The organism is Flavobacterium sp. GSB-24 (assembly GCF_027924665.1).
In the GTDB taxonomy this organism is placed as follows: domain Bacteria; phylum Bacteroidota; class Bacteroidia; order Flavobacteriales; family Flavobacteriaceae; genus Flavobacterium.
Map to the genome: position 1 here is coordinate 4613042 of NZ_AP027043.1, position 14693 is coordinate 4627734.

At 32.3% G+C, this 14693-nt stretch carries 13 protein-coding genes; 4 read left to right on the top strand and 9 right to left on the bottom strand.

All coding sequences use genetic code 11. From position 1 onward, the window contains the following. Positions 1-140: 140 nt before the first annotated feature. The 3 genes from QMG60_RS19400 to QMG60_RS19410 are packed head-to-tail and all read right to left on the bottom strand — an operon-like array spanning position 141 to position 4117. On the bottom strand, positions 141-1709 hold the full coding sequence (locus QMG60_RS19400; RefSeq protein ID WP_281866113.1) for an MFS transporter: 1569 nt from the start codon (positions 1707-1709) through the stop codon (positions 141-143). A gap of 2 nt (positions 1710-1711) precedes the next feature. After that, on the bottom strand, positions 1712-2773 hold the full coding sequence (locus QMG60_RS19405) for an HlyD family secretion protein (RefSeq protein WP_281866114.1): 1062 nt from the start codon (positions 2771-2773) through the stop codon (positions 1712-1714). A 12-nt stretch (positions 2774-2785) separates the two neighbouring features. Then, positions 2786-4117 (bottom strand): TolC family protein, encoded by a 1332-nt coding sequence (locus tag QMG60_RS19410; RefSeq protein ID WP_281866115.1) that lies wholly within the window; start codon positions 4115-4117, stop codon positions 2786-2788. A gap of 213 nt (positions 4118-4330) precedes the next feature. On the opposite strand from QMG60_RS19410, the gene QMG60_RS19415 reads away from it, so the two are divergent. Together QMG60_RS19415 and QMG60_RS19420 are read left to right on the top strand one after the other, a co-directional pair. After that, positions 4331-4723 carry a two pore domain potassium channel family protein gene (locus QMG60_RS19415; RefSeq protein WP_057116406.1) on the top strand — a complete coding sequence of 131 codons (393 nt, stop codon included), beginning with the start codon at positions 4331-4333 and terminating at the stop codon, positions 4721-4723. Between the two features lie 10 nt (positions 4724-4733). Continuing rightward, positions 4734-5513 (top strand): hypothetical protein, encoded by a 780-nt coding sequence (locus tag QMG60_RS19420; protein WP_134140201.1) that lies wholly within the window; start codon positions 4734-4736, stop codon positions 5511-5513. Between the two features lie 81 nt (positions 5514-5594). On the opposite strand, the gene QMG60_RS19425 is transcribed toward QMG60_RS19420, so the two are convergent. The 6 genes from QMG60_RS19425 to QMG60_RS19450 form a co-directional block, all read right to left on the bottom strand. Next, entirely contained in the window at positions 5595-7526 is a 1932-nt protein-coding gene (locus QMG60_RS19425) for an OmpA family protein (RefSeq protein WP_281866116.1), read from the bottom strand. 11 nt (positions 7527-7537) lie between these two features. After that, positions 7538-8455, bottom strand: coding sequence for a type IX secretion system membrane protein PorP/SprF (locus tag QMG60_RS19430; RefSeq protein WP_281866117.1), 918 nt, complete (start codon positions 8453-8455; stop codon positions 7538-7540). Between the two features lie 666 nt (positions 8456-9121). Next, positions 9122-9511 carry a RidA family protein gene (locus QMG60_RS19435; RefSeq protein ID WP_281866118.1) on the bottom strand — a complete coding sequence of 130 codons (390 nt, stop codon included), beginning with the start codon at positions 9509-9511 and terminating at the stop codon, positions 9122-9124. Between the two features lie 84 nt (positions 9512-9595). Continuing rightward, a complete protein-coding gene (locus QMG60_RS19440; protein WP_281866119.1) occupies positions 9596-10165 on the bottom strand; it encodes a Crp/Fnr family transcriptional regulator in 570 nt (189 codons plus the stop codon). Between the two features lie 106 nt (positions 10166-10271). Then, positions 10272-10961 carry an SIMPL domain-containing protein gene (locus QMG60_RS19445; RefSeq protein WP_281866120.1) on the bottom strand — a complete coding sequence of 230 codons (690 nt, stop codon included), beginning with the start codon at positions 10959-10961 and terminating at the stop codon, positions 10272-10274. Positions 10962-11012: 51 nt separating this feature from the next. Further along, positions 11013-11651: a rhomboid family intramembrane serine protease gene (locus QMG60_RS19450; RefSeq protein WP_134140193.1), complete on the bottom strand. Its 639-nt coding sequence runs from the start codon at positions 11649-11651 to the stop codon at positions 11013-11015. A gap of 112 nt (positions 11652-11763) precedes the next feature. Between QMG60_RS19450 and QMG60_RS19455 the strand changes: the two genes are divergently transcribed. Both QMG60_RS19455 and QMG60_RS19460 read left to right on the top strand, forming a co-directional pair. Next, positions 11764-12636 carry a lysophospholipid acyltransferase family protein gene (locus tag QMG60_RS19455; protein WP_281866121.1) on the top strand — a complete coding sequence of 291 codons (873 nt, stop codon included), beginning with the start codon at positions 11764-11766 and terminating at the stop codon, positions 12634-12636. Positions 12637-12826: 190 nt separating this feature from the next. Next, the gene (locus QMG60_RS19460) at positions 12827-14311 is read left to right on the top strand and encodes a glycosyl hydrolase (RefSeq protein WP_281866122.1); all 1485 of its coding nucleotides are present in this window, start codon (positions 12827-12829) and stop codon (positions 14309-14311) included. Positions 14312-14693: the final 382 nt, after the last annotated feature.

Below are 14693 nucleotides of genomic sequence, written 5' to 3' on the forward strand. Positions count from 1 at the left end.
TACAAAGAGAATTCCATTGGTTTGAATAATAAATATTTTTTATTTTATAGATAAAATCTATTGTATTAAAATAAACTTTACATATCATTCCACTCTTGTCTTCATAAACTTATTTCAATTTTAGCTAAAGTTATTGACAGCTAGATTGGTATTGGTTCTACATCTACTCTTCTGAGTGGTCTTCGCCAAAGTTTAAATATTAAAATAATTAAAACAGGAAAAAAGCAAACGGCCGACATGACAAGATAAATATCCTTATATGCTAATAATATGGAAGCTTGCGAAGTTTTGTTCGAGAGAGCTTTTTCAGCCTTTTTTTGCGCTTCCGCTTTGGATAATCCCATATAGAGAAAATTTCTTTTAGAATTAGCCAATTGCTTCTGTGCCATTTGGTTTAATTCTGTTAATTGCTGGTTAAGACCTGTTTTATGCTGTATATTTAAACCTGAGATAAAAGTCGCTAAAATGGCACTTCCTAATAAACCTGCAAAAACCGCTTGGGCAATAATACCACTCATCATTCTAGATGCGCTTAGTTTTGGAGGAACTCCTTCGGAAATATAAAGAAGAGAAATTGGGAAAAGAAAACCAATTCCGAGTCCTTTAAAAATTAAAGGAAGAAAAAAATCTGAAGAATCTATTCCGGGATAAAACCGAAAAAAAAGAATGATATGGTAAAATCCGTAACATGCAAATCCCATAATCCAAATAGTAGCCAGGTAAATTTTCTTAAACAAAAGATAAGTTGATAGAGGAATAGCAATACATAATCCTATTAATAATGCTAAATGTGTTCTGGCTCCTGAAACAGCATCAAAACCTAAAATATTGGTCATATAACCTGTTACAACACTTCCTGTTCCGTTAATTACACCAATATAGAACATTAAAAAAGTTCCAATAATTACATTTTTAAAACGATAAACATCGGGATCAATTATGGGATCATCTGTAAAACGTACATGTATTAGGTAAATGCCAATTAGAATCAATAATAAAGCTACGGCTAAATTAATTTTAGGATCGTTAAACCAATTTCTGCTTTGCCCCTCCGCGCATAGAAAGAGAATTACGGTAAAAAATAAAATCATAATAATCCATCCGCGCCAGTCAAATTGAAATTTGGTTTTCATTGGAGCAACATCTGCTTTGTAAAAATACCACGCCAGAAGAATACAGATTAAAAAATTGACGTTCAGAAAATATATGCCAAATGTCCAATTATAAAAACTAGTAAAATGTGCTCCTAAATATTGGTAAACATGCTGGCTGCCTTTTTGAATGAATTGCAGAATTCCGTACAGCAATGCCATATTAAAAGCTGGATTGTATTTTAATAAAATTGGCACCATTGAAGCAAAAATTCCAATTACAGAAACAATTCCTAAAAGCGAACGCCAAAAGGTAAACCATTCTATACTTGGAGCAAATAAGGAAGCAGTATTGAATATAATGGATAAAAATGCAGCTGACAAAATCATTGTCCGCACCTTAATCTGCTTGCCCAATTTTAATCCTAAAGGCATAAAAGCCAGCATGACAAAAATTGGAATATATATAGAATAGGTAAAAACAGTAGTCGATGCACCAAAATGTCCTAAAACTTGAGAATTGTCGTAAGTGGTGACATTCAATCCATTAAAAAAAGGAATGGTTAAGATATATAATCCTACGAGTGTAAAAACGCTTCCTTTTTTTCCTGCAAACATATTTATTTTTTTACTTCGACTGTTACGTTCATTCCTGGCTTTACTTCTTCTAAATCTTTAGGATCTGACTCAAATTCAATTTTAACTGGAATTCGCTGTGTTATTTTGACAAAGTTTCCTGTTGCATTATCTGGCTCAACCATCGAAAACTTAGCACCTGTTGCTGGAGAAAAGCCGGTAACTTTCCCTCTAAACTCTTTTTCACCAAGAGCATCAATTGTTATAACAACCTGTTGTCCTATTTTAATTTTTCTGATTTGTGTTTCTTTAAAATTAGCCGAAACCCATAATTTCTGATTGAGTACAATTGTTGCAATGACTTGATTGGCATTTATTAATTCTCCAATTGATAAGTTGCGCTCTCCAGCTATACCATCTGCGGGAGCAATAATATTGGTATACGATAATTGTAATTTTACTGCTTCAAGATCAGCTTTTTTACGCGCGACTGTAGCTCTCGCTGCTTCGAGATTAATGTTACTTTGCTTTGTTACAGAATTATTTGCCTCTAATCCTTTTTTACCTGCTTTTAAATAAGCTTCTTCTGATCTTAATTTTGAAACTACTTGATCATATTGATTACGCGTAACGGCAGAATCTGCATACATATTTTTGAATCTTTGGTAATCTTTTTGTGCTTTTTCAAGACTGGCCAAATCGCCTGCTAATTTTTCTTTTGCTGCAGATTGATTTGAAGATGAAGTAATTATGGTTTGTTCTAATGAATGAAGGTTTCCAACTGCAATTGCAAGATCTGCTTCGGCTTGGCTCACTTTAATTAAATATTCTGAATCGTCCAAAATTACGAGTGTATCTCCTTTGTGCACTACCTGATTGGTTTCAAACCGAATTGCGGCAATGTGTCCAGATGCCCTTGCTGAAACGTTACTTATATAAGCCTCAACTTGAGCATTATTGGTAGTTTCGTAATTGCTAAAATCAAAAAACAAACTCAAAATCCAAAGCCCTCCAGCAGCTAAAAAAATAAAAGAAATAATAGTTAAAATCGTATTTCTCTTTTTATCCTTTTGAATTCCTTCAGCTGGTTTATTTTCTTCGCTCATACTATTCTAATTTTAAAGTTTACCCATTGCAAATTGCAGGGAATAATACTGAATGATTAAATCTAAATTCGCATTGACAAGTGAGATTTTTGAATTATTCAATTGCAGTTCAGCATCAACCATATCGCTTATTAAAGCAAAATCATTATCATATCTGCTTTTTACAATTTTATAATTACTTAATGACAGCTCTACATCTTTTTTATAAGTCGCTATATTTCTTTTACTTTCCTCATACTTAACAAATGCTGTTTTTACTTCGCTTTCAATTTGGTTTTTGGCTGCATCAAGAGCAACATTGCTTTTTTCAATTTGAAGTTTATCTCCTTTTATGCGGTGTTTAATGTTATAAAAACTTGAAACATCCCAATTTAAAGAAATTCCCGCTGCCCAATAATTAATAATATTGACATAGTTTGGCCATTGTGCAGGATATTCTGTATTTAAAATAAGATTTGCATTTATACTTGGCGAAAATCCGCTTTTTGAGATGTTTAGAGTCGATTCTGATAATTCAATGCCAATTTCCGCACGCTTGATTTCTTCTCTATTCTGGAAAGCTTGCGAAATGCTTTCTTGCAATTTTATTTCTTCAAATGGAACACCACTTTTATCTATTTGAGGTTTTAGAATTGTATTAGTTGGAATACCTATCAAAACATCTAAATAGTTGCTTACTAATTCTATATCGTTTGTATTTTTAAAAACCGAAACTTTAAAATTAGATTGTTGCAATTCTGTTCTAAGCAAATCGCTTTTTAAATTCTGGCCATTCTCTACACGAGATTTTAGCTGCTTAATTCTAAGATCAGTGTTTATAATATTTTGTTTCGTTACTTCAATTTGTTTGTATAATTTTTCAAGCGTAAAATAATAAGTTGTAATGGCATTCTTTACTTCTGCCTGCGTCATTTTTACTGCTGATTCCTGCATCTGGCTCAGGATTTTCTGCTGTTCAATTTTTCTATTAATTAAACTTCCATTATAAATTGGCATTGAAGTAATAATATTGGCAAATGCTTGATGATTAAAATAATCTACTGTTATACTGTTTTCGTAAAAACCTTCATATAGTTTTGGATTTCCAATATAAGTATAACCACCATTCAGAGCTATACGAGGGGCTTTAGCAATTTTGGCTTGGGCGACATTTTCATTTGCAATTGTAGCATCCACAGTAACCATTTTGAGTTGCCTATTATTCTGGATTCCTAATAAAAGTGCTTCTTCCAATAAAATTGTTCGTGAATTGTCCAGACTGTCTCCTTGAGAAAAAATTGGTAAAGTACTAAACAAGGTCAAAATCAAAAACAAATAGAGAAGTCGTATTTTTTTGTTCAACATATAATTCATTAATATAATTTAACGCGTTGATTTTCAAAAAGTATTCTAAATTTAAAACCGTTTAAAAGAAGGAATCTGAATATTTAGGCTTGTATGGGTTGATTTTAAAGGATTAACATAAAATTTTGTTAATTTTTTTCATTATAAATATAGTAAATATTTCTGTATATAAAAATAAATCACTAATATTGAGTAACTTAAAATCAAAACACGATGCTTATAGAACTTGCTTTAACGGGAAAATTCATTGTAGATATTGTTAAAAGATTGAGAAATGACAAGACATTTCGAACCCTAGGATTTTTACTTTTCGTTTTAATTTTGGTTGGTACAATGTTTTTTTGGCTGGTAGAACATCTGCCTTTTCTTAAAGCATTGGCTTATTCCGTAGGAACACTTTCTATGAATAGTCCGTACGATCATGAAATTACTTTTTCCACTATTGGTGTTGTTTTTAATATTATATACATTTTTATAGGTGTTGGTGTATATCTAATTTTTGTACTTGAAGCAGGAAGAACAATTATTGCTGCTCATGAAGAATTTGAAAAAAAACAAGCTGAAAAAAAAGCGCTTAAAAAAGCAAGAAAAGAAGCTGGACTTTAATGAATAAAATATGAATTCAAATACATTAGAGCATACCGAAGCCTGGGTGATTGCTCTCCTCCTTTTTGCATTGATGCTTATTTCAAGCTTTGTTGGAAAACAAATTGGAAATTACATTCATAATAAAAATCAAACTGAAGAAAAACCGCCAGAAACTTCGGCTCTCATTGCTTTGCTTTTTTTCTTACTTGCATTTACATTTGGTATGAGCGGCGAACGCTACGATTCGCGAAGAAAGGTTGTTGTAGAAGAAGCCAATATTATTGGTACTGCCATATTGCGAGCTGATTTATATCCGGACACGACTAGAGCTTTATTTCGTAAAGATTTTAAAGATTATGTAGAAACACGAATTTCTTATTATACGGCAGGCCCAGATGCAAAAGGGATTTTAAAAGCCGACAGCTTATCGCAGATTATATCGGCTAAATTATGGAAACGTGCAACTTCACTTTCTAAAGATCCCGCTAATTTAGCTGCAACGCAGCAAATGATTCCTGCTTTAAATGATATGATTGATGTAACTACTACCCGGCTTTCTGGAGAAAAGGCAAAAGTTCCTCAGAGTATCTTAGTCATGTTATTTTTTCTGGCTGTAATAATTTCATTTTATGGAGGTTATTCTGAGGGCCGTAAAGGAAAAATTGACTGGCTGGTACAAATTGGATTTTGTATTTTGGTTTCTTTAGTAGTTCTATTTACTTTAGATCTAGACAGACCGCGCAGAGGTTTCGTTAACCTAGATGTTCCTAATCAAACTATAATTGACTTGAGGAAAAATTTTCAGTAATTAAAAAGCTATAATACACCATATAACAAAAGTCCTAATTTTCATTAGGACTTTTTTATTGTTTTGATTTCAATTAAAATATTATAATTGTGAAATAATAAATTCGCTTCTTCTGTTGGCTTGATGCTGTTCTTCTGAACATTTTACTCCATCAGTACATCCATTTACTAACTGGGTTTCGCCATACCCTTTTCCAGTTAATCTATTGGCATTAATACCATTTTTAATCAGCCATTTTATAGTTGATTCGGCTCTTCTATTAGATAAAGCCTGATTGTATTTATTGCTGGCTCTGCTGTCGGTGTGTGAACGAATATCGAGTTTCATTGTTGGATTATTATTTAAAACATCCAAAATCTTCTCTAGATCTAGCGCTGCTTCCCTTTGAATATCTGACTTGTCCAATTTGAAATAAATCATTTTAATATCAAAACATTTTCCTAAATCATCGCCAACAGTAACCTTACAAGTGGCTTTATCCAAAGCAATTGGCAGGGTGGTTTTTCCTGTTACTCTATCTATAGTCACCATTACTTCTTTTGTCGTATAATCTGTATTTTCTGCTCTTACATTATACGTTTTACCGCATTCTACAGGAAAAGAATAATTTCCTGAACCATCAGAAACTATGGTACTCTTAACGATCTGATCCTCATATAATGTTACTTTTGCTCCCGAAAGAATACTGCCGGTTGCAGCATCAGTTATTGTACCTTCTAATCCTTGAATACATTGTAGTTTTCGGGTTTCAAGAAATTTATAAATATCATCAGAACCTTGTCCTCCATCTTTATTGGAGCTGAAATATCCTCTTCTGGAAACGGGATCAATGATATAAGCAAAATCATCTTTGGGAGAATTAATATCAGCACCTACATTTTGAATATTGCTTATAGTTCCATCATCTTCAATTTTCCCCACAAAAACATCTAATCCGCCAAGTCCAGGATGACCATCCGAAGCAAAATAGATTTCATTTTCGCTTGTAACGTATGGATAAGTTTCCTTGCCTTCTGTATTTATGGTGTTTCCGAGATTTTCAGGTGGCCCGTATCCTCCGTTAGGATTGATACTTACTTTATAAATATCCGACTGACCAAGTGTTCCCGGCCTGTCTGATGCGAAGTAAAGCGTTTTCTCATCAGCGCTTAGAGCTGGATGTGCTGTACTGTAATTGTCACTGTTGAAAGGAAGTTCTGTTATATTTGTCCATTTATCATTTTCGAGAGTAGCCTTGTATATTTTTACTAAAGTAATTTTATTTTCATCTTTACCTTTTTTACCATTTATAAAATTATTTCTTGTGAAATATACCGTTTTTCCATCTTTGGTAAAAGCTGGGGAAGATTCATGAAATTTGGTATTTAAGGAGGTTTTAAATTTATTGACTTTAGAACTTGCATTGGTTACTGGGTCAATATCTGCAAAATATAAATTAGTGAAATATTCTCCTGTCCATTGATGCTTACGCTGCGAGAAATTACCCGTATCTCTTGCAGATGCAAAGTATATTTTATCATTATAGACAAAAGAGCCATAATCAGAATATTTGGTATTTATTCCTGCATCTTCAATTTTATAACGCCCTGAATTGTTTTTGATTTGGTTAAGATAATTACTGTCTTCTTTGTATAATTTTCCTCTGCTGTCATTACTAAACTTAGCGCTGAATTCTGCCAGCATTTTATTTGCTTTTTCGATCTGACCTATTGATTTAAGTGATTGTGCATATCTGTAATAGTACTCAGCTTCAGGAGAAGGGTTCATAGCAAAAAGTTCACCATACCATTTAGCAGCGCCTTCAAAATCAGAATTGAAGTAGTAGGAATTCCCCAGCTTTTTAAACATATCTTCAGATTTGTATCCTTTATCTGCCACACGCTCATAAGTCTTAATCGCATCGATATAGGCATAACTATTATAGTTTTTATCTCCCAAGGCTACTTTTTTCTCTTGAGCATAACCTTGAAAAAAAACACTTATTATTGTACAAATGAGTATAACTTTTTTCATAATAAATATTTTTAGAAGAATCGAGGAGTTGTCATTCTATTATTGTTTTTGAAGAATTCATAACGCAGGAATATTTCATGTGAGCCTGAGTTATAGTTGTTCAGACGAGTAGTTTCACGATCATAGCCATAACCAATATACAAACCGTCGGTTATTTGAAAACCTGCCATAGCACTAAGCGCAGCACTCCATCTGTAGGCCACACCTACCACAAATTTATCAATGAACATAAAATTAGCCGAAATATCTACTTGTAATGGAGCTCCTTCTACCATTTTACCCAATACTGCTGGTTTAAATTTAATATCCTGATATTTATCTAGATTAAAGACATAGCCTCCCATTAAGTAATAATTAATTTTATCCTTATAGATGGCAACATCATTATCATCATAACGATTAGTTTCTATGAAATTAGGTACAGATAATCCGATATAGGCTTTGTCAGAGTGCCAATAGATTCCTGCTCCAACGTTTGGCGAAAATTTATTGTCTAAGTCCTGAAACTGCGGATCGCCTTGATCTTCTGGATTCAATTTATTAATATCGAGATTAAACAAATTAGCTGTTCCTTTTATTCCAAAAGAGAGTTTGAAATCTGCCGAAGTTTGAACAGTATAAGACAAGTCTACCGAAAAGTTATTCTCATTAGTAGGTCCAATTTTATCATTTACTACTGATAGTCCTACCCCTAACTTGCTATTGTTAATTGGGGTGTTGATCGAGAAACTACTGGTTTCTGGAGCACCATCAAGACCCACCCACTGGGTACGATACAATCCAAAAATACTTAAAGCTCCCCGCGATCCTGCATAAGCGGGATTGATATTGATCGTGTTGTACATATACTGCGTGTACTGGGCATCTTGCTGAGCGTAATTTGCAATAGCTGTAAACATCAAAATGAAAGAAAATAATGTTGTTTTCATAATAGAATATTTATTATTACTATTTTTTTCTATTACCTGGAAGTAAGTCTTAAATAATTAAAGTGGAAAAATTGCCGTATCGAATACTAGCAAAGTACATTACAAAAAGATTTGCAATGCTATTAGCATAAAAGCTTGAAAATAAAAGCAAAGAGAGTAATTTATTCTTCATAAGTTCAATTATTAGGATGATCAAACAATTTATTTATAATAGAAATAAAAACTAAAGACAGACATCTAAGGCAGATAAGAGAAAACACTTTAAGCAAGACCTATAGATACAAAAAGAATGAATTAAAAGGTCTAATCTTAAAGAACAAAAATGATAAAATAGATTATTACATGCTTTTAAGAAGACATGTAGAAGAGACGGCATAAATAAAAATATAGATCTCTATAAAACGTATTAGATTTGATGGCTTGAATAAATTAAATAAGGATTTTTTGAACTAATGAAATAATACTTATAAGATGAATCCTATTTTAATTAAAGTTTTGTAAAAGTAATAAATTTTAAAATACTAACAATCAAAATTTTAATTTTTCATTATTAATAAAAAACTTATATAAATGACCATTATAATATCCAATAAAAATTTCCAAAAAAAAGCCCTAATATTTATTAGGACTTTCATTGTATATTATAATTAGAAATAAATTAAAAATCTACTTTACTACAGTTGCCTCAAGTTCGACTTTTAAAGTTTCAAAAAGAGTTTTTACTTCCAGAACTGTACTCGATTGTTTTATTTCGTTATTCTGAATCCAATTTTGTAAAACATCGAAATTTTCAAATAACGAAGTACTTTCTGTTGTATAGATATTAAGTTTAACAATATTTTTTAATTCGTAATCAGCTTCATTAATTACTTTTTCTAAATTTTCGATTGCTTGTATCAATTGAGTACGCATATCAGCATCACTAGAAACGCCATTATCATCAATAGCCGTTTGACCAGAAACATACAAAGTTCCTTTTACGTTACTCACTTCTACAGCTTGAACATAGCTTCTGGCGTCCTGCCATTTCCAAGGATTTATTGTTCGTTTTTCCATCATTTATATTTTTAAATTAAGTAGATGCAAAAATCAGAAAGGCTTTGTTTTCCGGGGTGTGATAAACATCACAATTTTGAATTATTAAAATAAACGGCTCAGCGTCTCGCGCGAAACACCAATATAAGAGGCTAAAGAGCTTTTAGGAACACGCTGCAGCAAAGCTGGATTTTTGAGCAGTAACTGTTCGTATCTTTCGCGTGCATTTGAAGTTAGAAATGACAATATTCTTGTTTGTGATCCAATATGACCTGCAATAGATTTTCGGAGAAAAAAACGCTCCATTTTCTGTATTTCCGAACAAAGTTTTTCGAAGTTTTCCAAAGAAAGGCTATACACAATTGTGTCTTCAATACATTCTAAGGATAGTGTTGCTTTACTTTTGGTATAAAAAGCATGAAAGTCGGTTTCCCACCAGTCTTCCATTGCAAAAGAAACGATATGTTTCTTGGCATCTTTGTCTTCATAAACTAATTTGACTAATCCAGAAATTACAAAATATACATCTGAAACTTCATTTCCTTCTTCTATAATAAATTGGCCTTTTTGAAAAGTTTTTAACTCAAAATGAGATATAATAAAAGCAGCTTCATCATCCGCTAATGGAACTACTTTCTCAATATGCGCTTTTAAAAATTGCTCTGGATTATTCATTTGAAGTTACTTTTTGTGTAAATATAAATGAAGCTTTTTAAAACAAAAAAATCCAAATCCCAATTAAATTGGAATTTGGATTTTAAAAATTTGAATTTTATATCGTTTAGTCTAAAACAAAACTCACACTTACATTTGCAGTAATTTCGATTTCGCCTATTGCCAAAGTTTCGTTTGAAGCTCCAGCTGCATCCATCTCCATTGATTTCATTGCTGCATACATTGGTCTCGGAGTATAAATCTGAGAGTTATCTGAAATTGTAAAAGCTTTGCCTACTTTTTGTCCTAAAACAGAAACATATTCTTCTGCTTTCACTTTAGCATCTTTCATCGCTAATTTTCTAGCTTCAGATTGGTATTGTGCTAATTTAGATGACTCAAAAGAAACTCTGTCAATACGATTGATTCCCTGCTGTACTAAACCTTCCATTAATTCGTCATATTTAGACAAATCTTTTACAATAATTTCTACAGTCTGAGTTGCGTTATAAGAAGTTTTCTTTTTCTCATAATCGTACTGCGGATTAAGAGCAACTTGTTTGGTTTTGAAATCTGCCGTTGGGATATTCATTTTTTTGATGAATTTTAAAACAGCATCCATCTTTTCGTCGTTTTGTTTTTTAACGTCTTTAGCATTATTCCCTTTTGTTTCAACCGAAGCTGAAATACAAACCTGATCAGGCGCTACTTTTACTTTTCCTTCTCCGTTCACGTTGATTAGAGGTACTTGTTTGATTTCCTGGCCGTAAGACATAGTCATAAACATGATTGTTAAAAATAATACTAGTTTTTTCATTTTTGTTAAATTTTAATATTTAGTAAAAGCTTTTCAAAAGTTATGCCAGCATTATAATTTTCCCAATTTTGCCATTGCAAAAAGTATCAAAATCGGAATCGCAAGCAGGATTACCATTAGGGTTTGATCTGTAAATAAAGAAGGCTGTTTGATCAATGTAATTAAATAACCGCCTATAGCGCCTCCAAAGTGTGCTGTATGTCCAATGTTGTCATTTTTGGCGCGCATTCCGTAAATAGAATACAATAAATATAAGATTCCAAAAATATATGCGGGCATCGGAATTATAAAAAATATTCCCAGCATCATGTCAGGCTGCAGCAATATAGCAGAATACAAAACTCCTGTTACAGCTCCCGAAGCACCAACAGCGCGATAACTGTAATCATTTTTATGAAATAACATGGTAAGAAGATTTCCGAAAATTAAACTTCCGAAATAAATAAGAATAAAAGAGAAGGTACTAAGCCAGCCTATAACCACTGGTGCAAAAAAGTAAAGTGTCAGCATATTAAATATTAAATGCATCATATCTACATGCAGAAATCCAGAAGACAGCATTCTAATTTGTTCGCCCGAACGAATACTTCCTACATGAAATTCGTATTTTCTAAAAAAAGAAAGATCATTAAAACCTTTGTAACTAATAACAGCGTTGGCAACGATAATCCCTGCTAAAATGATATTCATAAATTATAATTATTGTGAATTGTAAAGATAATCATTCTAAAACATAAGTGCGTAAGAAAGCAAAATATCAATCATTAATCATTTTTGATTTATCTTTGTAAAAAAAAATTACATGCAGTTTCTCGTTTATATTCTAGCCTATCCTTTGCTTTGGCTAATCTCTATACTTCCTTTTCGATTATTTTACTTATTCTCAGATTTTGTATATTTTCTAGTGTACAGAGTTATAGGATATCGTAAAAAAGTTGTTCGTGAGAACCTAGCGCTTACTTTACCACATTTAAGTGACGCTGAAAGAAAAGATATCGAGAAAAAATTCTACAAACATATGTGCGATATGTTTTTAGAAATGATTAAAACCATGAGTATTTCTCCAGAAGAAATGGAAAAAAGATTTCATGTAACCAATATTGATCTCGTTTTAGATTATGCTAAAAAAGGAAAAAGCGTAATTCTTGTTGCTTCACATTATGCAAGTTACGAATGGCTTTTAACCATTAATCCAAAACTTGGATTTCAAGGAATTGCTGTTTATAAAAAATTGGCCAATCCGTATTTTGATAAATTGGTTCGAAAAATTCGTTCTAAATACAATACCGAAATGATTGAAACCAGAAAAGCAATTCCGACAATGGCACAAAACCAGCGCAATGGGATTTTAAGCATGTATGGTTTGGCAAGTGATCAATCTCCTAAATTGGATAGAATTTTCCATTCAATGAAATTTATGGGAGTGGAAGTTCCTGTACACACAGGCGCTGAAATGCTGGCTAAAAAATATGATCTTGCGGTTATAATGGTAAAGGTAAAAAAAGTAAGAAGAGGATATTATGAAGCAACTTTTCTTTCTCTTGCTGATAATCCGAAAGATTTTGAAGATTTTGAAATTACAGAAATGTATTTAAAAGAAGTCGAAAAGCAAATTCTTGAAACACCAGAATTTTATTTATGGACACATAAAAGATGGAAACATCGAGTTCAATAAAAATTTAAAAATCCGAAATGCAGCATTTGCTTTTCAGATTTTTTCTTTAATAATGCTTTCGAATTTCATAAAACGCATTCTATAGGTATTTTGATGTGTTTTTGTAATGATTTTTTTAGATTGATTAAAATGGGAAACGATATAAATTTGACCTTCTCTAATTATCAAAAAAACAAAAAAATCATTAACCATGATCAAAAAATTACTATTTACAGTTTTATTACTGTTTCTAAATCTCAGCATTTCTGCTCAAAGTCCCAAACGAGGTATTGCTTACGGATATCATTCAGAAGCAGATATGCTGGCCTTAAAACCAGGACTTTCTTGGTGGTACAATTGGTCGCCAGAACCTGATGCGGCTTTAAACGCAAATTATGAATCACTTGGAGTTGAGTTTGTCCCAATGGCATGGGGAAAAATCAGCGATGCAGAAGTTCAGACTTTCATCAATAAAATAAAACCAGGAGCGAAATATCTTCTCGCTTTTAACGAACCAAATTTCACCGACGGCGCAAGATTAACACCACAAGAAGCTGTTAATGCTTGGCCAAATATTGAAAAAATTGCTGCTGCAAAAAACCTTGAAATTGTAAGCGCATCTCCAGCTTATAACGGTCCAAACAATTATGGCGGTTATCAAGATCCTGTTGTTTGGCACAATCAGTTTTTTCAATTATGTCCAAACTGCAAAGTCGATTATATTGCTTTTCACACGTATGATGATACTGCAGGTTCTGTAATTGGTGTTACGGGACTTTTAAAGAAATTCAATCGTCCGCTTTGGATTACTGAATTTGCCAATAGAGTTATTCAAAGTGCTGCTGATAAAACAGCTTTTATGAAAACTATTTTAACCAATTTTGAAAATGATCCCGACATTTTCCGTTACTCATGGTACACCGGAAGAGTAAATCCTACTTGGACAGATATGTTAGAAGGACAATTATTAAGTGGCACAAGCGGTGTTCTACGACCAATTGGAACTGAATATATCAATGTCCCTTATACAACAAAAAAAATAACTGTTCCAGGCCGTGTTGTAGCAAACAAACACTATAGAAGAAAAGGAACCGGCTTACAAGCCACGTTAGACTCTAACACGGGGCAAAATGTTTGTTTTATCAATGATGGAGACTGGAACGAATTTATGCTAAATGTTCCTGATGCTGGAACATATAATTTGACTTTTAGAGTTGCATCACCCGTTAACACTGGAAAATTTGATATACTTATAAATGATGTAATTGTTAAAACAGACGAAACATTTCCGCCAACTGGCGACTGGCAGACTTATGGAGACAAAGTTGTAAACGGAGTTGCATTACCAAAAGGTGAAGTTTACTTGAAAATAAAATTCAAATCAAACGATATCAATTTTAATTATATTGATGTTATTGCCGCTAATCTTGGTGTTGGAGAATCTGAACTGGAAAAAAACAGTTTTACAGTTTATCCAAATCCAATAAAAAATCAGTCTATTCTTCATATCAAATCTGCAGAAACTGAATCAGTAAAATTAAAAATTGTGGATATGAATGGAAATACCGTTTTTTCTTCAGATGCTTATTTTACTAATCAGGATATCAAAATTGGAGATAAACTTCCAAGAGGGGTTTATATTGTAAATGCTGTTTATGGTAAAATTGAAAAATCAATTAAGATTATTAAAAACTAAGATATTAATTCTTTAATTTTTAGAAATTAAAAATCGCTATAAATATTTGTTCCGTAGGAACATTTCATCGGTAGAAAAAATTATAATAGTACCAGATTTCACGTTCCTTAAGAACGTCTGAATTTTTGACCTCCTTTTTAACAATCTAATCTCAAACGTTCCTATGGAACGTATACATGCATGTGCTATTTTTTTTTCTACCGACGAAACATTCCTACGGAATGATGACCGTAAATAAAACTAAAAAAATTGAGTAAAAATGCTGTAAATATTGTTCCGTAGGAACATTTCGTCGGTAGAAAAATTATAATTAGAAACAGATTGCACGTTCCGTAGGAACGTTTGATTTTGGACAGCATTTTTAACAATCTAATCTCAAACG

Coding starts and splice junctions, on each gene's coding strand:
- QMG60_RS19430 (WP_281866117.1), bottom strand. CDS start 8,455: ATGAAAACAACATTATTTTCTTTCATTTTGATGTTTACAGCTATTGCA.
- QMG60_RS19440 (WP_281866119.1), bottom strand. CDS start 10,165: ATGAATAATCCAGAGCAATTTTTAAAAGCGCATATTGAGAAAGTAGTT.
- QMG60_RS19415 (WP_057116406.1), top strand. CDS start 4,331: ATGCTTATAGAACTTGCTTTAACGGGAAAATTCATTGTAGATATTGTT.
- QMG60_RS19450 (WP_134140193.1), bottom strand. CDS start 11,651: ATGAATATCATTTTAGCAGGGATTATCGTTGCCAACGCTGTTATTAGT.
- QMG60_RS19455 (WP_281866121.1), top strand. CDS start 11,764: ATGCAGTTTCTCGTTTATATTCTAGCCTATCCTTTGCTTTGGCTAATC.
- QMG60_RS19400 (WP_281866113.1), bottom strand. CDS start 1,709: ATGTTTGCAGGAAAAAAAGGAAGCGTTTTTACACTCGTAGGATTATAT.
- QMG60_RS19425 (WP_281866116.1), bottom strand. CDS start 7,526: ATGAAAAAAGTTATACTCATTTGTACAATAATAAGTGTTTTTTTTCAA.
- QMG60_RS19420 (WP_134140201.1), top strand. CDS start 4,734: ATGAATTCAAATACATTAGAGCATACCGAAGCCTGGGTGATTGCTCTC.
- QMG60_RS19410 (WP_281866115.1), bottom strand. CDS start 4,117: ATGTTGAACAAAAAAATACGACTTCTCTATTTGTTTTTGATTTTGACC.
- QMG60_RS19435 (WP_281866118.1), bottom strand. CDS start 9,511: ATGGAAAAACGAACAATAAATCCTTGGAAATGGCAGGACGCCAGAAGC.
- QMG60_RS19445 (WP_281866120.1), bottom strand. CDS start 10,961: ATGAAAAAACTAGTATTATTTTTAACAATCATGTTTATGACTATGTCT.
- QMG60_RS19405 (WP_281866114.1), bottom strand. CDS start 2,773: ATGAGCGAAGAAAATAAACCAGCTGAAGGAATTCAAAAGGATAAAAAG.
- QMG60_RS19460 (WP_281866122.1), top strand. CDS start 12,827: ATGATCAAAAAATTACTATTTACAGTTTTATTACTGTTTCTAAATCTC.